The 26,539-nt window shown below is 29.1% G+C and carries 17 protein-coding genes; 15 read left to right on the forward strand and 2 right to left on the reverse strand.

The genetic code is table 11. The annotated features are described in order from the left end of the window. Positions 1 to 45 precede the first annotated feature (45 nt). Both KO506_RS15625 and rhaD read right to left on the reverse strand, forming a co-directional pair. Complete coding sequence (locus tag KO506_RS15625; RefSeq protein ID WP_215995860.1) at positions 46 to 1,836, reverse strand: L-fucose isomerase; 1,791 nt, start codon at positions 1,834 to 1,836, stop codon at positions 46 to 48. Positions 1,837 to 1,855: 19 nt separating this feature from the next. Beyond that, positions 1,856 to 2,650: a rhamnulose-1-phosphate aldolase gene (gene rhaD / locus KO506_RS15630; RefSeq protein WP_215995861.1), complete on the reverse strand. Its 795-nt coding sequence runs from the start codon at positions 2,648 to 2,650 to the stop codon at positions 1,856 to 1,858. A gap of 97 nt (positions 2,651 to 2,747) precedes the next feature. Between rhaD and KO506_RS15635 the strand changes: the two genes are divergently transcribed. The 15 genes from KO506_RS15635 (at position 2,748) to KO506_RS15705 (ending at position 26,485) form a co-directional block, all read left to right on the forward strand. Further along, positions 2,748 to 3,647: a helix-turn-helix domain-containing protein gene (locus KO506_RS15635; RefSeq protein WP_215995862.1), complete on the forward strand. Its 900-nt coding sequence runs from the start codon at positions 2,748 to 2,750 to the stop codon at positions 3,645 to 3,647. A 255-nt stretch (positions 3,648 to 3,902) separates the two neighbouring features. Next, complete coding sequence (gene aldA / locus KO506_RS15640) at positions 3,903 to 5,342, forward strand: aldehyde dehydrogenase (protein WP_215995863.1); 1,440 nt, start codon at positions 3,903 to 3,905, stop codon at positions 5,340 to 5,342. Positions 5,343 to 5,419: 77 nt separating this feature from the next. Next, on the forward strand, positions 5,420 to 6,718 hold the full coding sequence (gene fucP, locus KO506_RS15645) for an L-fucose:H+ symporter permease (RefSeq protein ID WP_215995864.1): 1,299 nt from the start codon (positions 5,420 to 5,422) through the stop codon (positions 6,716 to 6,718). Between the two features lie 30 nt (positions 6,719 to 6,748). Continuing rightward, entirely contained in the window at positions 6,749 to 7,897 is a 1,149-nt protein-coding gene (locus KO506_RS15650) for an alpha-hydroxy acid oxidase (RefSeq protein WP_215995865.1), read from the forward strand. Positions 7,898 to 7,903: 6 nt separating this feature from the next. Beyond that, positions 7,904 to 9,055 carry an adenylyltransferase/cytidyltransferase family protein gene (locus KO506_RS15655; protein ID WP_215995866.1) on the forward strand — a complete coding sequence of 384 codons (1,152 nt, stop codon included), beginning with the start codon at positions 7,904 to 7,906 and terminating at the stop codon, positions 9,053 to 9,055. An 867-nt stretch (positions 9,056 to 9,922) separates the two neighbouring features. Next, positions 9,923 to 9,994, forward strand: a complete 72-nt coding sequence (locus KO506_RS17125) for a hypothetical protein (RefSeq protein ID WP_303437133.1) — start codon at positions 9,923 to 9,925, stop codon at positions 9,992 to 9,994. A 416-nt stretch (positions 9,995 to 10,410) separates the two neighbouring features. Further along, on the forward strand, positions 10,411 to 10,977 hold the full coding sequence (locus KO506_RS15665; RefSeq protein WP_215995867.1) for an RNA polymerase sigma factor: 567 nt from the start codon (positions 10,411 to 10,413) through the stop codon (positions 10,975 to 10,977). A 111-nt stretch (positions 10,978 to 11,088) separates the two neighbouring features. Then, on the forward strand, positions 11,089 to 13,653 hold the full coding sequence (locus KO506_RS15670) for a M14 family zinc carboxypeptidase (protein ID WP_215995868.1): 2,565 nt from the start codon (positions 11,089 to 11,091) through the stop codon (positions 13,651 to 13,653). A 173-nt stretch (positions 13,654 to 13,826) separates the two neighbouring features. Continuing rightward, the gene (locus KO506_RS15675) at positions 13,827 to 15,047 is read left to right on the forward strand and encodes a FecR family protein (RefSeq protein ID WP_215995869.1); all 1,221 of its coding nucleotides are present in this window, start codon (positions 13,827 to 13,829) and stop codon (positions 15,045 to 15,047) included. A 56-nt stretch (positions 15,048 to 15,103) separates the two neighbouring features. Next, positions 15,104 to 18,490 carry a SusC/RagA family TonB-linked outer membrane protein gene (locus tag KO506_RS15680; protein WP_215995870.1) on the forward strand — a complete coding sequence of 1,129 codons (3,387 nt, stop codon included), beginning with the start codon at positions 15,104 to 15,106 and terminating at the stop codon, positions 18,488 to 18,490. A 16-nt stretch (positions 18,491 to 18,506) separates the two neighbouring features. After that, complete coding sequence (locus KO506_RS15685) at positions 18,507 to 20,000, forward strand: RagB/SusD family nutrient uptake outer membrane protein (RefSeq protein WP_215995871.1); 1,494 nt, start codon at positions 18,507 to 18,509, stop codon at positions 19,998 to 20,000. Between the two features lie 27 nt (positions 20,001 to 20,027). Continuing rightward, positions 20,028 to 20,918, forward strand: coding sequence for a LamG domain-containing protein (locus KO506_RS15690; protein WP_215995872.1), 891 nt, complete (start codon positions 20,028 to 20,030; stop codon positions 20,916 to 20,918). Between the two features lie 4 nt (positions 20,919 to 20,922). Beyond that, the gene (locus tag KO506_RS15695) at positions 20,923 to 22,920 is read left to right on the forward strand and encodes a C10 family peptidase (RefSeq protein ID WP_215995873.1); all 1,998 of its coding nucleotides are present in this window, start codon (positions 20,923 to 20,925) and stop codon (positions 22,918 to 22,920) included. Positions 22,921 to 23,025: 105 nt separating this feature from the next. After that, the gene (locus KO506_RS15700) at positions 23,026 to 25,455 is read left to right on the forward strand and encodes a C10 family peptidase (RefSeq protein ID WP_215995874.1); all 2,430 of its coding nucleotides are present in this window, start codon (positions 23,026 to 23,028) and stop codon (positions 25,453 to 25,455) included. Positions 25,456 to 25,480: 25 nt separating this feature from the next. Then, complete coding sequence (locus tag KO506_RS15705; protein WP_215995875.1) at positions 25,481 to 26,485, forward strand: LamG-like jellyroll fold domain-containing protein; 1,005 nt, start codon at positions 25,481 to 25,483, stop codon at positions 26,483 to 26,485. Positions 26,486 to 26,539: the final 54 nt, after the last annotated feature.

The raw sequence follows: 26,539 nt of genomic DNA on the forward strand, positions 1-26,539 counted from the left end.
TGTTTAGTTTTAACCTCACACCTTTTTAGTTGTTTTCTAAATTCGTTATTCTTTAAATCCGTATAAAGGACCATAATTTTTACAAGCTCTATAATCAGCACCTTCTAATCCTTCTCCAAAAGCAGACCATGCACTTGGTCTAAATACATCATCTTCGTTAACATTGTGCATATTCACAGGAATACGTAACATAGCAGCTAAAGAAATTAAATCTGCACCAATATGACCATGAGAAATTGCTCCATGGTTTGCTCCCCATTTAGCCATTACTGTATAGACATCTTTAAAGAAACCTGTACCTGTAGTTCTTGGAACAAACCAAGTTGTTGGCCAAGTTGGGTTTGTTCTTTCATCTAAAACTTCATGAACATCTTCTGGTAACTCAACACTCCAACCTTCTACAATTTGTAAAACTGGTCCAATTCCTTTAACCAAGTTTATTCTACACATTGTCATTGGTAACTCACCTTTAGTTTTAAATTGTGATGAAAAACCACCACCTCTAAAATATTCTGCAATTGCAGCAGGCCACTTTGTATTATCTAAACATCTTTGAACATCTTCTTCAGAAATATCCCAAAATGGTTTCATTGTAGGGTTTCCATCTGCATCTTCTTGTTGTGCAGTTGCATCTAAGGTTGTTGAACCAGAATTGATTAAGTGAATAATTCCATCTTTAGCAATTCCTGTTAACTTTTTACCTGTAACTCTTTCTACAGACTCAGGACTCCAATAAGTTCTTACATCAGAAAATAATTGAGCTTTATTAGTTAACAAATGTCCAAATAACATAGAAATTGCATTTAAACAATCGTTTTCTGTAGCAAAAGTATATGCTTGTCTAATTCCATTCCAATCAAAAGAAGAATTTAAAATAGACTCAGTATAATCTGCGTTTGGTTGGTAATCTGTCCACTGACGTTGACCTTGAAAACCTCCCATAATAGCATTTCTACCTTTAGATTCTTCACCAAAGCCCATTTCTTTTAACTTTGGATTTCCGTTCATTAAATCTTTACAGATTAATGTCATTTTCACAACTTTTTCCCACTCAGCTTCTTTTACTTCTGCCGATTTTTGAGCTTCAGGACTGTTATAGTCTTTTCCTTCTATACAGTTTTCTTTTGTCCAAGCTAATGCTTTTGCATATTCTTCTTGATCAAAAATTCCTTCATCTATTCTTCTTAAAATTTCTACAGACTCTACAAACTCAGATCTAACACCTAAATAATCTTGTAAAAAATTCACATCAACCATAGAACCAGCAATACCCATAGAACTATATCCTATAGATAAATAAGATTTCCCATTCATTTGAGCGACAGCCAAACCACCTTTTACAAAACGTAAAATCTTTTCAGAAACGTCTTGCGGAATTGTTTGATCTCCACCATCTTGAACTTCTTTACCATAAATACCAAAAGCTGGTAATCCTTTTTGAGAATATCCTGCCAAAGCTGCTGCTAAATAAACTGCACCTGGTCTTTCTGTTCCATTAAATCCCCAAACTGCTTTTGGAGTTGAAGGGTCTGTATCCATAACCTCTGTTCCATAACACCAACATGGAGTTACTGTTAATGAAACTTCAACACCTTCTCTTTTAAATTTATCTGCGCAAGCTGCTGCATCTGCAACACCTCCAATAGTAGTATCTGCAATAACACATTCTACTTTTTCTCCACTAGGGAAACGCAATGTTTCTTCAATTAGTTTAGCTGCAGCTTTAGCCATGTCCATTGTTTGAACTTCTAAAGACTCTCTAACACCTAATTCACGTCCATCAATCACTGGACGAATTCCTACTTTTGGTAATCTACCTATAAGTCTACTACTCATTATATTAATTTTTTAAGTCCTATGTAAATTGTTCTAACTCTGTTAATTGCTCGTTTGATAATCCTGCTGGTTTAAAACCTGCAGCCCAACACATCATTAACATTTTAGCTCCTTTGTTAGCTACATCTAAAAAGTCCCATGCTTTCATTACATCTGGTGCTGTTGCTGTTGCTCCGTGTTTTTCCCAAAGAGAAACATTTCTTGTTTTAAAAGCTTCTATTGTTACTTCAGCTAAAGCTGCTGTACTAGATAAAGCGTAAGGTGTACAGTGAATTCCTTTAGGAACAAATACTTTAACCTCAGGACACATCATCCAAATTTGTCTGTTTAATTCTTCTTCATTATCAAACAACTCATGATGACTCATACAGATTAATTCTAAAGGATGTGTATGCACAACTGCTAAATTTTCTGGATGATGAATGCTGTTAAATAAGTGAATACTTGAATGAGAAATCAACTCACATGTTGGTCCAAAGTTTTCTCTTTCTCCACCCCAAACTATAGAATAACCAGTTGCATCTTCATTAATTAAAAGGATACAAGAAACATTTTCTAAATGATCTACTAAGTCTCTTAAATAACAACCTGTACCAGTAATGTATATAACAAAATTAGCAGCGCCTTTTGGAAATTCGAAAGGTACTTCTGTACCAATTCCTTTTAAATCTTCTATGTTGAAGAAAGAAGTAAGGTTCATAGAGATATTACCTGCATTTCTTTCTGCCCATTCACGTTGCCATAAATAACCTGCAACTTCAGATACTTTTTTTAATTCTATTTCTACTTCCTTAGGAAGATTAACTTTTTTCATAATAAGAATATTTTATTCTACAAAAATAAACCTAACTTCAAGTGTAATAAATATTTAAAATCTGTATTTTTGTATCTAATTTAAACATTCTACATTTTTGAAATACCCAAAAAGCATAGAGCTAGGAGATCCATCTTCTAACAATCAAAACCTAATAGATATTAAGTTAAAGATTCTTTGTTGTAGATATTGGCTATTAGAATTGTGGGATTGTCATGATATGGTTTTTCCATATTGGCGTATTTATTGGAATAAAAATGATGGTGGAGAATTAACACATGGAGAAAAAGTGTATGTTATGAATCCAGACAGTTTATATATAATTCCACCATTCACTTCTTTTTCATCTCGATTTGTAAAAAACAATATTTATTCAAAAGGTATACATGTTTCTGGGAGGCATTTAACTACGAATTATAGTGAAGAAAGCTATTTGGATAAATCTCTTGTTCATTTTTTTACACATTTTAATTTAGGACTTCCTTTCGATAACGTATATCCAGGTATTATCGAAATAAAATTAACAGACTATTTAAAAGATAGATTACATTATATTACTGAAAGGTTAAAAATAGAAAACACCAATTTTAAGTTAACTTTTAATTTAAAGCTGCAATCGTTTATAAAAGAGGTTTTAACGAACATGGGGCCAGAATTATGGAAAGCTATAAATATAGATGATAGAGTTTTAAAAATTATTAGATATATAGAATCTAATATTACTCAGAAATTTAGCAACCCAAACCTTGCAGATCAAGTAAATATGGCTCCAAATTCTTTTGCAAGATTATTTAAAAAGGAGATGAATATTACGCTTCATAATTTTATTCAAAATAGAAAAATTGCAAAATCTTGTGATTTCTTTGATCATTCTAATAAAACAATTGAAGAAGTTGCATTTGATTTAGGTTTTTCAGATCGATATCACTTTTCGAGGGTTTTTAAATTAGTTACAGGTTTAACACCTGCTATATATAAATCAGGGAAATATACTTAAATTTTAGTGCTTTTTTTTGTTGATGTTTTATTGGAACAAAGTACCGATGTTTAAATTGTACATAATTTTGATTATTATGGATAAACTTTTACTTTTAATATTAATTTAGTTTTGCTTGGCTATCAAAGGTTTATTGGTAGTTGTTTAGGCTTAAGTGAAGTTTACTGATTTTTAAAAAGTACACAAATCACTAGAAAATTAAATTATAATAACTGATTTATTAAAATCAATATCAAAAAATTAAATTATATCATTATGAAAGAATTCGACCAGTTTATTAATGGACAATGGATAAAATCTACTTCAACAAAGGTTACAGAGGTTGTAAACCCTTGTACAGAAGAAGTTTTATCTGTTATACCAGAAGGTTCTATAGAAGATGCTAATAAAGCATTAGATGCTGCGAAAAATGCGCAATTTGGATGGAGATCCATGACTGCTATAGAAAGAGCTGGTTACTTAAATAAAATGGCATCAGTAATTAGAGATAATAGAGTTTTTTTAGCAGAGACTTTAGCTGCTGAACAAGCTAAAGTAATTGGATTAGCGCAAGTAGAAATTGATGTTACTGCAGATTATTTTGATTATTACGCTGGTTGGGCAAGAAGAATAGAAGGAGAAATTATACAAAGTGATCGTAGAAAAGAACATATCTTTTTACACAAATCTCCTATTGGTACTGCTGTTGGTATTTTACCTTGGAACTTTCCATTTTTTGTAATGGCAAGAAAAGTAGCAGCTTCATTAATTACAGGAAACACTTGTGTAATTAAACCTAGTTGTATTGCTCCAATTACCATTTTAGAATGGGTAAAATTAATTGATAAAATTAAATTACCTGCAGGAGTTTTAAACATGGTTTGTGGAACAGGACCAGTTGTAGGTAACGCACTTTGTAAAAGCCCAATTACAGGGATTATTAGTTTAACAGGTAGTGTTATGGCCGGACAAAAAGTTATGGAAGCTGCTGCAGAAAATATAGCAAAAGTTTCTTTAGAATTAGGTGGTAAAGCACCTGCTATTGTTTGTGCAGATGCTAATTTAGAATTGGCTGTTAATGCTGTTGTTAACTCTAGAGTTATATATAGTGGACAGGTTTGTAATTGTGCAGAAAGAGTTTATGTAGAAGATAAAATCCATGATCAATTTATGGAGATGGTTACTGAAAAAATGAATAATCTAAATGTGCAAGATGCATTTTCTAAAGATAATCCAGATTTAAGTGCTTTGGTTTCAAAAGCACAAATGGATAAAGTTGCAGAAATGGTAGAATTTGCTAAAAAAGAAGGAGCAGAAGTTTTAGTAGGTGGTACTAAATCTAATCAATTTGATAAAGGTTATTTTTATCAACCAACTTTATTAACCAACGTGACTCAAGATATGAAAATAATGAAAGACGAGATTTTTGGACCTGTTTTACCAGTGATGAAATTCGGTTCATTAGATGAGGCTATTGCTTTGGCTAATGATTGTGAATATGGTTTAACATCATCAATCTTTTCAGAAAACTTTAATAAAGTGATGCATGCTGCAGATCAATTAGAATTTGGTGAAACATATATCAATAGAGAACATTTTGAAGCAATTCAAGGTTTCCATGCAGGTTGGAAAAAATCTGGACTTGGTGGAGCAGATGGTAAACATGGTATGCAAGAGTATTTACAGACTAAAGTTGTTTACGCTCAATACAGATAGAAAGAAAAAGTAATAAAAGTGTAATTAATAATTACACTTTTATTTTAACTTATAAACTTAAAAAAATAACTATTTCCATGTCAGATCCGAAAAAAATACCAGTAGTATCCAAAGAAATGCTAGTTCCATTTATAATAATTACTTCCTTATTTGCACTTTGGGGTTTTGCTAATGATATTACAAATCCAATGGTTGCAGCATTTGGTACAGTTATGGAAATATCTACAGCAAAAGCAGCTTTAGTACAACTAGCTTTTTATGGAGGATATGCAACAATGGCAATTCCTGCAGCTTTGTTTGTTAGGAAATTTAGCTACAAAAAAGGTATTTTATTAGGATTAACCTTATATGCTGTTGGAGCATTATTGTTTTTTCCTGCAGCAAAATTTGAAGTATTTGGATTCTTTTTAGGGTCTTTATATATTTTAACTTTCGGTTTGGCTTTTTTAGAAACCACAGCAAACCCATATATTTTATCAATGGGAGATGAAAGAACAGCTACAAGACGTTTAAATCTTGCACAAGCATTTAATCCTATTGGTTCTCTTTTTGGAATGTTTGTGGCATCAAAATTTATTTTAGTAGCTTTAGATTCTGATAAAAGAAATGAAGCTGGTGAACTAATTTTCAGTACTCTTGATGAAGCTCAAAAAGCAATTATTAGAACTAGTGATTTAGCAATTATTAGAAATCCGTATGTAATTCTTGGTTTTGTTGTTATTGCAATGCTTATTTTAATAGCAGTAACTAAAATGCCAAAAAGGAATAAGTCAGCAACTTATTCAAGTGCATCTTCATCATTTTCTAGGCTATTTAAAAACGGAAAGTATAAAGAAGGAGTATTGGCTCAATTGTTTTACGTTGCTGCACAAATTATGTGTTGGACGTTCATTATTCAATATGCTGGTAATTTAGGAATAGCCAAAGCAGATGCTCAAAACTATAATATTATAGCAATGACTATCTTTTTATGTAGCAGATTTATAAGTACCTTTTTAATGAAGTATATAAATTCCAAAAAATTACTTATGATTTTTGCACTTTGTGCAATGGTTACTGTTTCTGGAGTTATACTAATTGAAGGTATTATAGGGCTGTATTTACTTGTTGCTACTTCTGCTTTTATGTCATTGATGTTTCCAACAATTTATGGAATAGCTTTAGATGGTTTACAAGAAGATGATAGAGCTTTAGGTGCTGCTGGATTGGTTATGGCAATTGTTGGAGGAGCATTAATGCCAATTTTACAAGGAACAATGATAGATATGGAGAAAATAGGTCCTTTTTCTGGCGTAAACTTTTCTTTTATCTTACCTTTTATTTGTTTCTGTGTAATTGCAGTTTATGGCTATAGAACTTTAAAAATTTATAAATAAAAATCAACCAACGTTAAATTTAAATATAAAATGGCATTAAATTTTAATACCAAATACCCATCTATAGATGATCTAAGGAAAAAAGCACAAAAAAAAATACCAAAATTTGCTTTTGAATATTTAGATGGTGGTTGTAATGAAGATGTTAATCTGCACAGAAATACATCAGAATTAAGAGATGTACAATTGGTACCTCAATACTTAAGAAAATTTAATGGAGCTAACCAAAAAACTAAATTATTTGGCATTGAGTATGATGCGCCTTTTGGAATTGCTCCAGTAGGATTACAAGGTTTAATGTGGCCAAATTCTCCAGAAATTCTGGCAAAAGCTGCTTTTGAACAAAATATTCCTTTTATTTTAAGTACAGTTACTACTACTAGTATAGAACGTGCAAGTGAAATAACTGAAGGGAAAGCTTGGTTTCAATTGTATCATCCAGCTGAAGATAGTTTAAGAGATGATATTTTAAAGAGAGCTGAAGCTGCAGAGTGCCCTGTTTTAGTTATTTTATGTGATGTGCCAAGTTTTGGATTTAGACCAAGAGATATCAGAAATGGATTGGCAATGCCTCCAAAAATGAACCTAACTAATATTTTACAAGCTTTTGGAAGACCTCATTGGAGTTTACAAACTTTAAAACATGGAATCCCAAATTTTGCGAATTTACTACCATATATGCCTAAAAATTTAGATTTAAAACAATTAGGTAAATTTATGGATCAAACTTTTTCTGGAAGGTTAGATGAAGAAAAAATTAAACCAATTCGTGAAATGTGGAAAGGTAAAATTGTTTTAAAAGGTGTTGCATGTCATCAAGATGCAGAAAAAGCAATACGTTTAGGTTTAGATGGAATAATTGTTTCTAATCATGGAGGAAGACAATTAGATGCAGGAGAATCATCAATTAAACCATTAACTTCTATTGCAGAAAAATATGGTGACCAAATAGAAGTAATGATGGATAGTGGAATTCGTTCTGGACCAGATGTTGCTAGAGCATTAGCAAGTGGAGCGAAATTTACATTTATGGGAAGATCTTTTATGTATGGAGCTGCTGCTCTTGGTAAAAAAGGTGGAGATCATACCATATCTCTTTTAAAAACAGAATTACAGCAAGTTATGGAGCAATTATGTTGTGAGAGAGTTGAAGATTTACCTAAACATTTATTGAAATAAGTAAAAATGAAAAAGAAAGTATTTGTTTCTGGTTGTTTTGATATGCTTCATAGTGGTCATATCGCATTTTTCAAAGAAGCATCTAAATATGGAGATTTGTATGTAGGTATTGGTTCTGACAGCACAATTTCAGAATTGAAAGGAAGACAAACTATAAATTCTGAGCAAGAGAGAATTTATATGATTAATGCCATAAAGCATGTAAAACAGGCATTCGTAAATTCAGGTTCTGGGATTTTAGATTTTAAAGAAGATCTTATAAAATTAAAACCAGATTTTTTTGTTGTTAATGAAGATGGCTATTCTCCGAAGAAAGAAGAATTGTGTCAGGAATTAAATATTGAATTAAAAAAGTTAAAGAGAATTCCAGATACTGGTCTTCCTGAACGATCAACAACAGCTATAAGAACTGGTGGAAATTGTACTTTACCATATAGAATTGATTTAGGAGGAACTTGGATAGATCAACCATATGTTTCTAAATACCATCCAGGTTGGGCTATTACTGTTTCTTTAGAGCCAATAGTAGAATATAATGAACGATGTGGAATGTCTACATCAACCAGAAATGCTGCAAAAAAAATATGGCCTTATTATTTGCCTTTAGAAAAGCCAGAAAAACTTGCTGAAATACTTTTTAAATTTGAAAATACACCAGGTTCTACAATGATATCTGGAGCACAAGATGCTATTGGTATTTGTATGCCTGGATTAACAAGGCATTATTATAATGATGGATTTTGGCCTACAAAATTTGAATCTATTCAAGATGAAACCACATTAAAATGGTTAGAAGAACATATTTCTATGGTTCTTTTATGGCCTAGAGAAAAAGGATTAGATTTACTATCTGACACTTTTATCAATGAGGAAAATGTAAAATCTCTTACAACTGCAGCTGATAATGTTTGGAATTCTATAAAAGAGAAGGACTTAGAAGGGTTTGCTGATAGCTTTTTAAAATCCTTTAATGCTCAAGTTAAAATGTTTCCATCAATGGTTAATGATAGAATTTTAAATGAAATTGATAAATATAAAGAAAAAGCCCTTGCTTGGAAATTAGCAGGTGCTGGAGGTGCTGGATATCTAATTTTAGTTTCAGAAAAACCTATTGAAGGCGCTATGAGAATTAAAATAAGAAGAAAAGAAATGCTGTAACAGAATATTACAATCTATTTTAAATAAAGTATGTTTTATATTGTTATAAGTTGATCTTTTTCGAAATTATTTTACTATTCTGATGAGTTTTTTGTTGTTTAACTATTTTTCTTTTCTAGTTAAACCTGTTTTGTTAATATTTTTTGGAAATATCTACACCTGTAATGAGTTCAATATTTGCAAAAACTCTTTTTTTAAACTCAAGTTCTTTCTAATATTATGTTCTTTTAGTTTTTTAATTTCATCTAGTTTAATTATACCCTTTTATTGTTGCTCTAAGGTTCAATACCTTCAAATCCAGTAGCGTATTATTCTCATATTTTTTACTTGTAAAGTTTGTTAAGATAAGACCGTTTTAAATTTGATAACAACCAATTATTGGAGATCTAAAGTTGCTTTTAGGTAAGTTTTTTCACTAGTATGCATTTTGTGTTTTCATAAGTCACTGTAATTTATTTTTAGTCAACCTATTTCAGGAAATTCATTCTTTAGCAAATGGTACTGCTGATTATAAACATATATCTGAAGTATTAAATCAAGAAACACCTATAGTAATGTTTGATAAAATAGCTAAAGTTATAATTGACTATAGAAAGGCAGCTTAAAAAGCAACACAATATTTAATAGAAATTGGTTGTAAAAGAATTGCACATTTTAGAGGGCCATTATTACCTAAAAATTCAATTGAATGTTTTTTAGGTTACAACAGCCTTTAAATGATAATAATATAATTTATGACCCCAATTTGGTATACCTCTTAAATAATATGAGTTTTGAAGAAGGAAAATTTTAAGCTAATAAACTTTTAAAAATCATACCAGCGTTGATGGAATATTTATTAATACAGATTTAGTAGCCATTGGCTCCATATCAGAATTTAATAATCAAGGCATAAAAGTACCAGAACAAATAAATGTAATTGGTTTATGGCTTCTGTAATTTCTCCATCTTTAACCACTATAAATCAACCTGGATTTGAAATGGGTAAAAAGGCTTTTAAATTACTCTATAAAGAAATTAAAGCAAAAAAATACATATGCTCATAAATAAGTGGTTTTAGATACAGATTTAGTTTTTAGAAATTCAACAAGAAAGTAAAAATTAAGTTTTTGTTTTTTTGGGAGGTAAGTATCTACCCAAATTATTACTTTTTAAATAGTAATATAATTTAAAAACGGTATAGCAACACGACTTCGAAAATTACAATTAAATAGCTTATTATTTTTATTAAATTAACAATAATGTTAAATTAATGTAATATTCAAAATTATATAATTACCTGACAACGTATCTAGGACATTTTTGTATGTTAGCATTAAATAAATTTAAAGATAACTTTAAATTAAACTTTAAAAATGAGTTTTAAAAAAACCTCTAATTTAGATACACAAGAAGATTTATGGAAGTTATTTTTGAAAGGTGATATGATTGCTTTTCGTAAAATTTATAATTTTCATTATCAAATGATGTATAATTTTGGTCTTAGATATATTGATTCTAATGAGGTTACAGATTGTGTTCATGATACTTTTTTAAATATTATTCATTATAAAGATTCTATATCAGAAATTACTAATGTTAAAGCTTATTTATTTAAAAGTTTAAGAAATCAAATTTATAAAGTAAAGAAATCTAAAAAAATAGAATTTGATCTTATAGATGGCACAGTTGCTTATCAAGAAGATGATACAGATAAAGAAAAGGTTTTGAACGAATTAAAATTACTTATAGAAAAATTAAGTCCGAGAGAAAAGGAATTAATTTATTTAAAATATTTTCAAGGCTTTAATAATTTTGAAATATCAGAATTATTAGATGTTAAATATCAGACTGTTAGAAATGTTTTGGCAGGAGCTATTAAAAAATTAAGAAAATTAGGAAGTAATTTTATAGAAATTTTGTTTTTTTTATTGTCAAAATAATTTTCTTTAAAATTAACATATTTCATATAGTACAATTTAAATTTAGTTTGCTCTTAAAAACAATAACCAAGGTTTTTAAATATAAAGACAAACTTCTTAATGAATTTCTATATGACAAATACTCGTACGCTATTAGTAATTTTTACATTCTTTTTTTCTTATTTTTCTTTTTCTCAAAGTTATTTTTATAAAGAATACGCTCCTTTTAATAAAAATATTCCAAGTCCAGAAGAGTTCTTAGAATATGCTATTGGAGATTATCATACCAGGCACGATTTAGTAGTTGCATATATAACCAAACTATCAGAAGTATCTAATAATGCAATTTTACAGCCTTATGGAAAAACAAATGAAAATAGGAAACTAATTAATTTAGTAATATCCTCAGAAAAAAACCTTAAGAATTTAGAAGATTTAAAAGAAAAGCATCTACAAGTTGTTCATAAAGATGTAGATATACAAGATTTTTCTGATTTACCTATTTTTATCAACTTAGGTTATAATGTTCATGGTAATGAGCCTTCAGGTACAGAAGCTGCTTTATTAACAGCTTATGTATTATTAGCATCAGAACATCCTAAAGTAAAAGAATATCTTAAAGAGGCTGTTATTTTTTTAGATCCATTAATAAATCCTGATGGTAGAGATAGACATACCAATTGGGTAAATACTTTTAGAGGTAGTCCGTTAATTGCAGATAAATATGATATAGAACATAATGAAGCTTGGCCAAGAGGTAGAACAAATCATTATTGGTTCGATTTAAATAGAGATTTGCTGTTAGCAGTTCAGCCCGAAAGTAATGCAAAGTTAAAATGGTATCATGAATGGTATCCAAATGTAGTAACAGATTTTCATGAAATGGGTACTAATAGTACTTTTTTCTTTGAGCCAAAACAACTTTCTGCATCTTTAACGCCAGTTACACCAAAAGAAAATTACACAGTTTTAAATGATGCTTTTGCAAAATTTTTTACTGCAGATTTAGATAAAATTAAATCCTTGTATTTTACTAAAGAAAAATATGATGCTACTTATCCTGGTTATGGTTCTACTTATGGCGATTTACAAGGTTCTTTATCATTATTATTTGAACAAGCAAGTTCTAGAGGTCATGTGCAAGAAACGCCAACAGGAAACATTACTTTTAAATTTACAATTAGAAATCAGTTTGTTACAAGTTTTTCTACCATAAAAGCTGCCATTTCTAATAAAGAATTGTTGTATTCATATCAAAATAATTTCTTTAGATCATCTATAGATAAAGCATCAGAAAGTAAAATAAAAGGCTATGTTTTTGGTGATGATTATGATAAAAACAGAAATAAATCTTTTATAGACTTATTGTTAAAACATAAGATTAAAGTTTATGATTTAGAGGATGATATTACTGTAGAAAATAAAAAATACAGAAAAGACAAATCTTATTTTGTGCCTACAAAACAAGCTCAATATTTAATGGTTAGAACTATGTTTGAAACCTATAATAAATATAGAGATAGTGTTTTTTATGATGCATCTTCTTGGTCTTTGGCTAATTTTTATAATATGAAATATAGTCCACTTAAAAAAACACCACAATATAAGAGTGAGCTTACATTAAAAACAAATAAAATAACATTAGAAAAATTTACTAGAAGTAATTATGCATATTTAATTTCTTGGGATGATTATTATGCTCCTGCTTTATTAAATTATCTGCATAATAAAGGGGTAATTGTAAAAACTGCCACCAAACCTTTTAAAGTAAGTGTAAAGAATTCATCACAACAATTAGAAAGAGGTAGTTTGTTAGTTGCTGTAGGTATTCAGAATATCTCAGAAGAATCTTTATATACTATTTTAAAAGAGGCATCAGAAAAATATAATATAAATGTAAACGCTGTAAAAACTGGGTTTAGCTTACAGGGTATAGATTTAGGAAGTTCTAATTTTATAACTTTAGAAAAACCAAAAGCAATGATGTTAGTAGAAGGAGGTGTTTCTGCTTACGAGGCTGGTGAAGTTTGGCATTTATTAGAACAAAGAATGCAAATGCCAATTAGTAAAGTTCCAGAAAGAATTTTTTATAGAACAGATTTAAGAAAGTATAATGTTATTATCATGGTTTCTGGTTATTATAATTTGTTAAATGAAAAAAGTAGACAAAAACTTAAAGACTGGGTAGCCCATGGTAATACGTTAATTACTATACGTACAGCAAGTTCTTGGGCAATTAGAAATAAATTGGTTAAAGAAAAATTGGTGGTTCATAAAAATAGTACTAAAGATTCTTTAGTACGATTAAATTATGGAGAATCTAGAGAACATTTAGGAAGAAATAGCATAGGTGGTGCAATTTTTAAAGTAGATTTAGATACCACACATCCTATTGGTTATGGATATCATAACAGAGAATTACCTATTTATAAAAATAATAGAGTTTGGTTGGCGCCAAGTAAAAATAAATTTTCTACTGTAGCAAAGTACACAAAAAACCCACATATAGATGGTTATGTTACCAAAGAGAATTTAGATAATTATCTTACAAAATCGGCATCAATAATTGTGAATCAAATAGGTAAAGGAAGAGTTGTAATGTTTGCTGATAACCCTAATTTTAGAGGAGCTTGGTATGGAACAAATAAACTATTTATGAATGCTATTTTCTTTGGATCTATTATAAATATCCCTTAAAATCAACAATTATTCAATTCTTGATAATGAAGAGAAATGTCTGTTTTAATAGATTATTTCTCTTTTTTTTATGTTTAAGATGAATAAAAAATAAGAAAATTTAAATTTTAACACTTTTCTTATAGTACAAAATGGTAAAGTTTTACTTGTACTTATAAATCATAACGAAAAGTATGTTAAATAATCAAAATTTTAAGATTGACGAATTGTTAAATAATGATGATTTTATTCTTTGGATTAAATCGAACGAAAAAAATGGCAACGACAATTGGCAAGAATATAAAAAGCAATTAAACGCAGAAGGAAAAGCTAATTTTGAAAAAGCAATTTCTATCTTAAAAAAAGTATTTGCGTTACATATAGATGATACTAATTTGTCTGCAGAGTTTATACAAGAACAATATATTCGATTACTAGAAAAATCTAAGAAAGAGAAAATTGCAAAAAAATCGAAATATGTTGTTTTTAGAAATGTATTAAAATATGCAGCAATTTTTATTTTACTTTTTACTTTAGGTAATGTTGTTGTAAATAAGTTGTCAAAAAAATCTTTTGATAAATATCTAGCTACTTCAGACTTTAATTCTTCAGAAATATTAATTAAAACACCTAGCAATAAGTTTTATAAAATAAAAGATAATACCAATAGTAAATGGTTAATGGAAAACGGAATTTTAGTAAATGTAAATTCTGATAAAATATCTTTTGTATCTACAGATAATGTAAGTAAAGCAATAGAGGTAGATTATACTATTTATGTACCGAAAAGTAAAAATTACCATGTTTCTATGATAGATGGTACAGAAGTGGAATTAAATTCAGATTCAGAATTTACTTTTAACAATTCTACTTTATCTAAAGAAAGAAAAGTTAACTTAAATGGAGAAGCTTTTTTTAGTGTAGCTCATAATAAAGAACGCCCTTTCTTGGTAAATTCTTCAGATTTAGAAATTAAAGTTTTAGGTACAGAATTTAATGTTTCTAATTACAAAGAAAATAATTTTACTAGTACAACATTGGTAGAAGGTTCTATACAAGTTTCTAATCCTCAAGGAGAAAGTAAAATTATAGAGCCAGGCAATCAGGCCAAATTATATCATAATCAAAATAAGATAATTGTAGAAAATACAGATGTGCAAAATGTAGTTGCTTGGACATCTGGCGTTTTTATTTTTAGAAATGAAAAATTAGAAAAACTAATACCAAGATTAAACAGATGGTTTAATAAGGAGTTTGAGTTTGAAGGCGAAGAATTATTAGATTTTAAATTTACGGGAACCTTGAAAAAAGAAAACGACCTGAATCATTTTTTACAAATGCTTAAGTATACAAAAGGTATAAGTTATTCTATTGAAGGTAAAAAAGTAAAGTTAACCAAAGATTTAGAGAAATAAAATACACTTATTTACGCAAACAAGTTTTTTCAATTAAAGACAAAAAAAGATAACTTATGAATAAACATATTTTTATAATAAGTAGTAAAAAAGTAATGCGAGTTGCAGTACAACTTTTAATTGCTATTTCAATATTTTCTAATTCCTTTAACACCTTTGGTTATGAAAAATTTAAGGACTCTACATTAACTGTAAATCAAGAATTAACAATTAAAGAATTATTTAATTTAATTACAGAAAAAACAGAGTATGATTTCTTTTATAATAGCGATTTAGAAGAACTAAATTATAAAATAGAACTGAGTGTAACTAAAGCCCCTGTTTCTAAAATATTAAATATAGCTTTTAAAAATCTGTCTTTAGAGTATACCATAAAAGGGAACGATATTCTTATCAGAAAAAATACAAAACAGTTAAATAAAACAATTTCTGGTATTGTTAAAGACGATTTAGGTTACCCTTTACAAGATGTAAATGTTTTGATAAAGAACACAAGTAAAGGAACAATTACAGATGTAGAAGGAAAATTTACCTTAAAAGTTAACGCTAAAGATGTTTTAGTATTTTCTTTTTTAGGATTTAAAAATAAAGAATTATTAGTTGGTGATAAATCTTATTTTGATGTTGTTTTAGAACTAGAAAACAATATGTTAGAAGAAGTCATAATAGCTGGTGTTGCTTCTGGAACAAAAAGAAAATTAATGTCGGTTTCAGTATCTAAATTAAATGAAGATAAATTTAATGAAGTTCCGCAAACATCAGTATCAGCTTCTTTAGCAGGTAAAGTACCTGGAGTTACAGTAACTTCTTTTAGTGGTTCTCCTGGTGGTAGTTCTAATATTGTTTTAAGAGGATCTACGAATCTTACAGGTAATAATAGCCCTATGATTTTGGTTGATGGTGTTATACTTCAAGGTTCTTTAGCAGATATTAATATAGATGATATAGAATCTATAGAGGTTGTAAAAGGTGCTTCTGCTTCTTCTTTGTATGGATCTAGAGCAGCAAATGGTGTTGTTGTAGTTACATCAAAAAGAGCCGGAAATTTAAAAGATGGCACTACCTCTGTAACCATCAGAAATGAAGTTGGTATACAACAAGTTACTAAATACTTAGATTTATCAACATCTCATCATTATCAACTTTCTCCAGATTGGTTAGACCAAACTACATATACACAATATTACTTTGTAGATTATCCTTCTGATTATGTAACAGGTTGGGATCCTAATATTATTGGTAATAGAGTAGAGAAAGAAGATCATTATCAAGATATGCCTTATAGAGTAAATAACGATTTACAGAAACAAATGTTTACTAATGGGCAATATTTAACCAACTATGCAGGTGTTGGTCACAGGGTAAATAATACGAGTATTTTTCTTTCATTCGAAAATAACCAAAACAAAGGTGTTGTTATTGAAACAGAAGGTTACGAAAGACAAAGTGTTAGAATGAATATTGATCATAGAATTTCTGATAATATTAAGATTTCTGCAAGTAATAATTTTATTAAAACTTCTAATGATTTTTTAGGTGGTGGTACACAAGCCTTTTTCGAAGTTTTAATGACAGATCCTGATGTAGATTTATTTTCGAACAATGTAGATGGTCAAAAATATAATTTTTATCCAAATCAATGGAATACTCAATTTGCAAATCCATTATACGATTTATGGGTTAAAGAAAGCGACTCAGAAAAAACAAGATTTTTAGGTTCTTACAGTTTAGAATGGAAAATAGCAGATTGGTTAAAATTCGAAGGATCTTTTGCAATAGAATCTCAAGATTATCAGAGTACAGATTATATACCAAAAGGTACAATTATAGATTTATTATCAGAAGAAACTAATAATAATTCTATTATAAGTCCACAATACTCAGAAGGTTCTTTAAATAAATATCGCTCTAAAATCGATAACAATAGTTTACGAGCTACTTTTAGTTTTAATAAAAAATGGAATGATTTAGCTTTTAACGGTAAATTAAGTTATTTATACGAGAACAATCATTTTAATAGTTTAACATCTTCTGGTACTGGGTTTACTTTACCAGGTATTCCATCTCTAAAATACATACCTCAAGAAAATATAGATGCTACAGATTATCAAACAGATCAAAAAGCAATTAACTATTTTGCTATTGCATCTTTTGTTTATAAAAACAGATATATTTTAGATGGTTTATTTAGAATAGATGGTTCTTCTTTATTTGGAGAAGAAGAAAGGTGGCAAAATTATTTTCGTGTTTCAGGAGCTTATCGTTTAACAGAAGATATTAAGATTAAAAATGTAGAAGAGTTAAAGTTAAGAGCTGCTTATGGTACATCTGGGTTAAGGCCTTCATTTTCTTCGCAATACGAAACTTTTAATGTAAATGATGGTTCTTTTACAAAAAGCACTTTAGGTAATAAATATTTAAAACCATCACGTTCTAGTGAGTTAGAAATTGGTATAGAATCTTCTTTTTTTAAGAGATTTAATTTTGTAGCAACTTACTCTAATACAAAAGTAACAGATCAATATTTATTGGCTCCTTTACCTGTACACGCAGGTGGTTATCCATATCAATGGTTAAATGGAGGTGAATTAGAAAGCAATACTTTCGAAGCAATGCTAAACTCTAAAATTATCTCAAATGATCAATTTTCTTGGGATTTAACTCTAACATACGATAGAACAAGACAAGAAATAACAAAATTAAATATTCCTGAATATAGCACAGGACCAAGAAGTGCATTTAAAATACGTGAAGGTGAAGTTTATGGAAGTATGTATGGGGTAGATTTTGTTAGAACCTTAGACCAAATGTCTGAACAATTAGCTAGTGATGATGATATAACCAACTATATAGTAAATAGAGATGGAGTTGTAGTTAATAAAGCAGATGTTGGTACAGTAGACGAGAAGCCATTTGTTGTTTTAGATGAAAATGGAGCCGAAAAAAATGTTAAAATAGGTGATATTAATCCTAATTTTAGATTAGGAATCAATTCTACATTTAAATACAAAGGATTTACAGCCTATATGCTTTGGCAATGGAAAAACGGAGGAGATCTTTATAATGCAACTGCACAGTATTTAGTTCGTGACAATCGTCATGCAATGATAGACCAAATTTATACAAAACCTGAAAATAAAAAAACGGTAGATTATTACCAGGCTTTATATGATGCACAAGCTTTAAACGGATTTTGGGTAGAAGATGCTTCATACTTAAAATTAAATGAGGCTTCTATTTCTTATTTGTTTGATAAGAAAGATTTAGGTCAGTTTGGTAAATATATAGAGTCTGTAAAACTTGGGGTTTTAGGTAGAAATTTGTTAACCATAACCAATTATTCTGGCTACGATCCAGAAGCAGGTTATGATGGTTTCTTATTCGATAATTTCGGATACCCAAATTTTAGTAGTTATTCATTTTCTGTTGAATTAAAATTTTAAAAATATGATTAATAACATGAAAAAAACTTTTTTACTTTTTTTAGGAAGTATGTTTTTTATTGCTTGCTCTTCAGAATTAGATGTAGAGAATATAAACGAACCAAATAGAGAAGAAGTTTTACGAGGTGCAGATGGTGTAAGAGCATTAGCATCTGGTTTATTTAATACTTGGTTTATACAAGAACAACATAATTTTGGTTCACCAGGTCCTGCAATGTGGGTAATGGCAGATTGGGGAACTGTTACTTGGGCTAATTATGGTACTCTAGATATGAGTATGGAACCTAGAGTTTTTCTAGATAATTCGCCTTCATATGCCTATCATTCTGTAATTAATAATTATTGGCGCTATATGTATAGTGTAACAACTACTGCAAATGATGTTGTTTTAGCGATTCAAAATGGTTTAGAGATAGGAGAAAATGGTTCAGAAACAGCAATGGTTAAAGGCTTTTCTCATTTTATGCAAGGTTTAGGTAATGGTTATATAGGTTTAGTTTACGATAAAACTTTTCCATCTGATGAAAATACAGATTACGAAACTTTACTAGTTACTGATTATGCAGCATCAATAAATTTAGCAATTGAGCAGTTAGAAAAATCCATAGAAATTTTTGATAATAATGATTTTGTATTACCAGAAGATTGGATAAATGGTAACGCATTTACTAGTGGAGATATGTCTAAACTCGCGCATTCTTTTATAGCGAGATTAATGGTGTATTCAGCCAGAAATAAAGAACAAACAGAGGCTATAGATTGGCTTTCGGTTTTAGAACATACTAATAAAGGAATTACAGAAGATTTTAATGTAGAGGGAGATGGAAATGGATCTGATAGAAAATGGATGTCTTGGTATAAATATTATTTAGCAAGACCAAACTGGGGTAAAGTAGATATGAGAGTTGTAAATCTATTAGATGAATCAATACCTGCAAACTGGCCAGATGGTGGTGTAAATGATTTACCCCATGAAGGGAAAATAATTTCTAACGATAAAAGAATTCTAACAGATTTTGAATATGATGCATCTAATAACAGGCCAGAAAGAGGTATGTACAGGTGGTCTACTTATAGATACTCTCGTTTAGACGATTATATAAATGCAAACTTTTTTGCACCCGTAATTTTAATGAGAAAAGCAGAGATAGATATGCTTAAAGCAGAAGCACTATTAAAACTTAATAGATTGTCTGAAGCAGCAGATATAATAAATTCAAGCACAAGAGTAACCAGAGGTAATTTACCAGAAGTGTTAGTTAATGAAAATGATATTAGTAAAGCAATAACATACGAAAGAACTATAGAATTAGCATTAACAGGGATGGGAATAGAGTATTTTGATATGAGAAGAAATGGAAATTTACAAGATGGTTCATTACTACACTTTCCTATGCCAGCACAACAATTAGAAGTAATCCAAGAATCATTTTACACATTTGGAGGTATAGCACCACAATTTGGAACACCAAATGAAGATGTTTCTGTAAACGGATGGTACAAACCTTAAATAATAACATAAAATAATTACAACAATATGAAAATAATTAAATTACTTATCATCATCTTTTCTTTAGGACTAATCTTTGTTTCTTGTTCAGATGATCCTGTAGAGGTTTATCCAGGTATAATTGTAAGAGTAGATACCGTTTTTGTAAAAGGAGTTAATCGTACTTACCCAACTTTTACAGGCTCAAATACTTCAGATGATAGATTTTACGCTTTTAGTGGAGGTGCAAGTACAGATTTAAGTTCAATGTCTGGAGAAGATTTTACTTATGAAACTTGGATTAAAGTAGACTCAGATGCATTAATTGGCAGTTTAGATTCTATCTCTGGTAAAACAGCAGGCGGAGCAAATATTATGGAAAGAGGTAGAAATTTTGAATTGTACTTAGTTGAAGATTCAGATGCAGATTTTGCAATAAAATATAATCGATTAGATGATGATAATCTGGCTCTTGGCTCAATGAATTCTAGTGATTCTAGTATTAATTTAAATTTTGATGAATGGGCACATATAGCCATTTCTCGTTCTTCATCAGATAATACAGCTAAATTTTATATCAATGGAGTTTTAATAGATTCTAGTACAGATGATTTATGGATACAACCAGTAAATGATACTTGGTTAGATTTTAATTATATGTATAGAGGTGGTAACATAAACTTTTTTAAAGGATCTTTTGATAATATTAGAGTTTCATATATAGATAGATATCCAACAGCATTTATTCCTAATCAATATGAAAAATTTGCTGTTGATAGTAATACATTATTACAAATGGATTTAGATGAGAATTTAACACCATTTGAGCCTGCTACAGATTTTGATAAAGTAGAAATTAAAGGAGTGTATAGTTATTATATACAAGTAATTAATACTGTTTATTGGACTAGCGAAGATTCAACAGTACCAACAAAATAAACAGATGAAGAAAAATAGTCTAAATCAATTATCAATTAAGGGTTTTGTATTCCTCTTGTTTTTGTTAACTAAACCTTTGTATTCACAAGAAATAAATCCTTTTTTAACAGATGTTTGGGGTGGTGTTAATTGTGTAGATGATAATGGAAAAACAATTTATCCAACAAATTACTATACACCAAACAACAGTTCACCAGGATGCGTAGCAATTTCTATGGCGCAAGTTTTAAATTATTATAAATGGCCTATCAAAGGAGTAGGTAATAACGTTTATTCCGAAAATTATAATGGGCAATTAAAAAGGCACTCAGCTTTTTTTGATAGTACTTATTATAATTGGGATGATATTTTAGATGAATACATGAATAAGCCATCTACTGAACAACAACAAAAAGCGGTTGGCGAATTAATTTATCATGTAGGTGTTGCTTTACAAATGGATTATGAGCCTTCAGGATCTACATCTAATATTAATAAAACAGCTTTTGTTTATCAGAATTTTTTTCGTTTTTCTGGGCATTATCAAGATGTAACTTGGTCAGGTTTTTGGGACAGATTGTATGATAATGTGCAGAAAGGTAGACCAGTTCCTGTAGCTGTAGATGCAAGTAGAACAGGAGATGGCCATGTTTTTGTAGTTGATGGGTACAAAGAAATTAATGGTAAACCCTATTATCATCTTAATTGGGGGTGGTATAATGATAATGGAATTAATGGTTGGTACAACATACAAGGATGGACTGCCTCTTCTGGAGGATATAATACCATTACAGGTGCTATGTTTGATGTTTTACCCAATCCACATATTACTTCTATTTCTAAATCAGATTCAGGGAATGGTTTTCTTGTAAAGTGGGAAGTAAGTGATAAATTAAATTGGGAAGTTTTTACGTTAGAACAAAAAGTAGACAATGGAGATTGGGAAGAAGTATCAACAGAAATTACCTCAAAAGAATTTAATGTAAATAATCCAACTGGTAAAATGTATCAATTTAGGGTAAAAGCTAAAGTTGATGGAGATTATTATGCTAATTCTTGGTCAGAAATAGAAACTTATAATGTAACTGGTGGTTATAATGGTTATGTTAGTTTTGGAGGTAGCCAATATGCATATGCACGTCAAACACCAAATTACGATTTAGATTTTACTGCTGATTATACATTAGAAACTTGGTTAAGGTTAAAAGATAATAATGCAAATGGCAATACAATTTTAGACATTGAAGGAGTTTTTGGATTAGAAATTTTTGATGTAAATGCCAATAATTTTGCAATAAAATATAAATCTTACTCAAGTGGAGAAGCATTAGTTTCTAACAATACAATTTTATTAAATGAATGGGTACACGTCGCAGTTTCACACTCAGATAATAAAACAAAACTGTTTATAAATGGTTCTTTAATTGATTTTTATGAAGGTTCAAATTTTAATTTACCCAGTTCTAATAAAGCTTTAAATATCGCAGAAAAATATCATGGTAGTTATTCTTCTAGAATTAAAGCAGATTTCGATCAGTTAAGAATCTCTAAAGTAGATAGATATTCAGATAATTTTATACCAAGTCAAGAAAATCATTTTTTATTAGATGATAATACCATATCCTATTTTACATTTCAAGATATACATAAAGTTCGTTTTAAAGATGAAGCATCAAATATCAGTGTTATCGTTCTAAATGATATTAATAATACAGAATGGAATTACGAATTAAATAGCGGTACTTTATCTATCGAAGATGTAAACAAAATTAAAAAATCCATTACATTATTTCCAAATCCGGTAATAAATAACTATTTGCAAATATCATTAAATCAATATTTTAACTTTGAAAAAATTCAATTTAAAATGTATGATTTAGCTGGTAGAGAAATGCCAATTAATACCAGTTTACAGTCTATGAGATCTTGGGAATTAGATGTAGATAAGGTAAAAAGTGGAGTGTATTTATTACAGATTACATTAGATAATTTGAGTATGACTAGAAAAGTTATAGTAAAGTAAAATTAGCTAAAGAATGTTTTAAGAATAACGAAGTGAAGTCTGTAAAATAAAGTCTAGTTATAATTAAAACAGTATAACCATTATTAATTTCTAAATATTTAAACTATGAGAGCAAAACTACTTATTTCCACAATTATTTTTTTATTTATAAAGCTTAGTATAATAGCGCAGATAAAGAAAAGTGACTTTTTAGAGTATGGTTTAGGTTTTCTAAACTCACAAAATTTAAATTTTGAGAATAATATTAAACCTGTAAGTGTTTTTGAGTTAAAAGATGAAAAAAACTCTGTAATTTCTTACGTTGTGAACCTAAAACCTAAAGGCTTTATAGTTTTTTCTACTTCTAAAAATTTATTACCAGTAATTTCTTATTCAACTGAATCTAATTTTAACTATAAAATTTCAAAAGAAAATATTCTTTTAGAAATGATAAAAAATAACGCAAAAAAGGAGTTGAAAAATTTATCAGAAAAAATAAATCTAAAAAAGAAAAAACAAGTTTTATTGAATAATAAATCTTGGGAAAAGTTAAAACAAGCAAGTTCTAAAGTTGCAGCAAAAACTTCAGCGAAATCTAATTTAATACAATATGGAGCTCATTTATCAAGTATTTGGGGAGGGGTAAATTGTTATAATGATTCTGGAAACGGAATAAATGTAGGTAATTATTACACTCCAAATAATTATTCACCAGGTTGTGTAGCAACATCACTTAGTATGATTTTACATTATTACAAATGGCCAGAGACAGGTGTTGGTTCTCATACAAATTATGATACTACTGGAAATTCTCAAACAAGTTGGACAGCAAATTTTGCTAGTGCCAACTACAATTGGAATAATATGTTAAATGAATATTATGGAGTTTCGTCTACTTTAGCTCAACAGCAAGCGATGGGTTATATTTCTTTTCATACAGCCACAGCCTTAGATATGGATTATGAATCATCTGGATCCACAAGTAATATTAATAGGATACCGTCTGCAGTTGGTTCTTATTTTAGGTCTTCAGGTCATCATCAATATTCTAGCTGGTCAAACTTTTGGTCCAGAATGCATGAGAATTTAGAAAATGGACATCCAGTACCAATTGCAATAGATGCCTCTAGTGGAGTAGGACATGCACCTGTTGTTGATGGGTATCGTTATAATGAAGGGAATCCTGAAAATGAATTTTATTACCACTTAAATATGGGTTGGTATGGTACAAGTAATGCTTGGTATAGATTACAAGGATCTTTTAGTGCTGGTGGATATACTAGTGTTAGTGCTGCAGTTTTTGATCTTTTACCAGAGCCTGCTTTTGTAGAAAGTAGTATAACAGCAACTAGTAAAACATTTACTTTAAATTGGAAAACAAGTGAGAAAATAAATTGGGATGCTTTTGAATTACAAGAAAGTACAGATGGGGGTTCTTCATACACTACTATAAGTAATAATATTACAGATACCACATATACAAGAATAGTTCCATCAGCTGGTACATATAAATATAGAGTTCGATCTAAAGTTGATGGGAATTATTATGCTAATAGCTATTCTGAACCTATTGATGTTGTAGTTCCATATGAATACATCTATTTAGATTTTGATGGAAATGATTCTTTCTTTGTGTACGAAAATTCAAATAATGACTTTGATATTTCTAATACATATACTATCGAAACTTGGATAAATATTGATTCAAGAACAAGTGATACTTATCCAATTATTCTAGATAGAAGAACAGTGTTTTCTATGTTTTTAATTGCTGATTCAAATGCAGATTATGCTGTTAAATTTGTATCTCGAGATTCTTCCGGAAATATAAATGCATCATTACAATCTGATAATTCAACAGAAAATTTAAGTTACGGAGATTGGGTACATGTTGCAGTATCTAGAACAGGAAACATAACTAAATTATTTATTAATGGTAATTTAATTAATAGTTCAACAGATAGTGATTTTTCTTTGTCAGCATCATCAAATGCATTAAACATTGGAGCAAGATATTGGGGTAGCTATAGTCGTTATTTAGATGGCAAAATAGATAAGATTAGAATAACAGATAATGCTATATACACATCTAATTTTATTCCCGATTTAAAAGAAGAATACTTTGCAGATAGTAATACAAGAATACTTTTAGCATTAGATGAAGGAACAGGAATTAATTTAACAGATGATGCAAGTAATTTTAGTACGATTCAGTTGCGTTCCTCTCCAAATCAGCCAAATTGGATGAGTTCAGATGATACTCTAGAATTTAAAACTTTAAATGTTGCAACAGAAGTAAAATTAAATAAATTAAAATTATATCCAGTTCCGTCTACAAATACTCTATTCTGTTATTTAGATAATACTTTATTAGAAGAAGTAAAAAAGATTTCAATATATAATTATTTAGGAAAATTAGTAGAACCAAATACAATAATCTATGAAAAGCAAAATAATAGGATTGCTATAAATGTCTCAAATTTTAAAAATGGATATTATATAATTCAAATTGAAACAAACACGAAATTAATTAAATCAAAATTTATAAAAAACTAATATTAATTCTTTAAATAAATACAGTATGAAAACAAAACTACAAATTACCTTATTTTTTATTTTACTTGCAAATGTTTTTACATATGCACAAACAGATTATGCCCTTGAGTTTAATGGTGTAGATCAAAGAATTAAGTATGACACAGATGATACTTTAGATAAATTAAATGGAGTTTCAGATTATACTATTGAGGTTTGGGTAAAACCATTATCAACAGAAATTCATAATAGAGTTATTCTTAAAAGATGGAATCAATTTGCGTTAACTTTATATAAAGATGCTGATAAAAGATTCTATTTTACACATTATAGTGCGTCAGGAAATACTTTTGTAAATACTATAGACAATGTAATTAATATTGATGAGTGGAACCATTTAGTTGTAGTATGTAGTTCTGCTACAAATTCTGTAAAACTATACGCTAACGGAGTAGATGTAACATTATCTGATCAAGTAGCATTACCCTTAGCTTCAACTCCAGAAGCTGCTAATTTTTATGTTGCATATGGAGGTTCTGGTACCTATTTAAATGCAAACATAGATAAAGTAAGAATAAAAACGACCACAGAAACTATAACTAGTTTACAAACCGATATTGCAGATGCAGATTATACATCTGATGATAATACAGTTGTTTTATTAAATTTTAATGAAGGTAGTGGCACAGCAACTCTTAACGAGTCTAGTAGTATTAGTGCAGAATTAGCCTGTACAGCAACAGATTGTACACAATTACCAACTTGGGTAGAACTTTCTAGTACATTATCTGTTAATAAATTAAACTCTACAATATTTAAGATATTCCCAAACCCTTCTTTGGATAAAAGTTTTACAATTCAGACAAGTAATAACGAATTACTTAAAAGTATAGAGATGTTTTCTATTTTAGGGAAATCTGTAAAGAAAATTAATATAACAGAAAAAAAGAATAATATTTTAATAAATGCAACAGAATTAAATAATGGAATTTACTTTGTGAAAACAGTAACTGATAAAGGAGCAGGAATTGAAAAAATTATGATAAAATAGTTATTATTATATTCTTGTACTTGAATAAAAAAACCTTCAGAACTTTTCTGAAGG

It is taken from the genome of Polaribacter vadi (genome assembly GCF_018861005.1).
Classification (GTDB): Bacteria; Bacteroidota; Bacteroidia; order Flavobacteriales; family Flavobacteriaceae; genus Polaribacter; species Polaribacter vadi_A.

Coding starts and splice junctions, on each gene's coding strand:
- KO506_RS15685 (WP_215995871.1), top strand. CDS start 18,507: ATGAAAAAAACTTTTTTACTTTTTTTAGGAAGTATGTTTTTTATTGCT.
- KO506_RS15675 (WP_215995869.1), top strand. CDS start 13,827: ATGTTAAATAATCAAAATTTTAAGATTGACGAATTGTTAAATAATGAT.
- KO506_RS15625 (WP_215995860.1), bottom strand. CDS start 1,836: ATGAGTAGTAGACTTATAGGTAGATTACCAAAAGTAGGAATTCGTCCA.
- fucP (WP_215995864.1), top strand. CDS start 5,420: ATGTCAGATCCGAAAAAAATACCAGTAGTATCCAAAGAAATGCTAGTT.
- KO506_RS15690 (WP_215995872.1), top strand. CDS start 20,028: ATGAAAATAATTAAATTACTTATCATCATCTTTTCTTTAGGACTAATC.
- KO506_RS15655 (WP_215995866.1), top strand. CDS start 7,904: ATGAAAAAGAAAGTATTTGTTTCTGGTTGTTTTGATATGCTTCATAGT.
- KO506_RS15670 (WP_215995868.1), top strand. CDS start 11,089: ATGACAAATACTCGTACGCTATTAGTAATTTTTACATTCTTTTTTTCT.
- rhaD (WP_215995861.1), bottom strand. CDS start 2,650: ATGAAAAAAGTTAATCTTCCTAAGGAAGTAGAAATAGAATTAAAAAAA.
- KO506_RS15695 (WP_215995873.1), top strand. CDS start 20,923: ATGAAGAAAAATAGTCTAAATCAATTATCAATTAAGGGTTTTGTATTC.
- aldA (WP_215995863.1), top strand. CDS start 3,903: ATGAAAGAATTCGACCAGTTTATTAATGGACAATGGATAAAATCTACT.
- KO506_RS15665 (WP_215995867.1), top strand. CDS start 10,411: ATGAGTTTTAAAAAAACCTCTAATTTAGATACACAAGAAGATTTATGG.
- KO506_RS15650 (WP_215995865.1), top strand. CDS start 6,749: ATGGCATTAAATTTTAATACCAAATACCCATCTATAGATGATCTAAGG.
- KO506_RS15705 (WP_215995875.1), top strand. CDS start 25,481: ATGAAAACAAAACTACAAATTACCTTATTTTTTATTTTACTTGCAAAT.
- KO506_RS15700 (WP_215995874.1), top strand. CDS start 23,026: ATGAGAGCAAAACTACTTATTTCCACAATTATTTTTTTATTTATAAAG.
- KO506_RS15680 (WP_215995870.1), top strand. CDS start 15,104: ATGAATAAACATATTTTTATAATAAGTAGTAAAAAAGTAATGCGAGTT.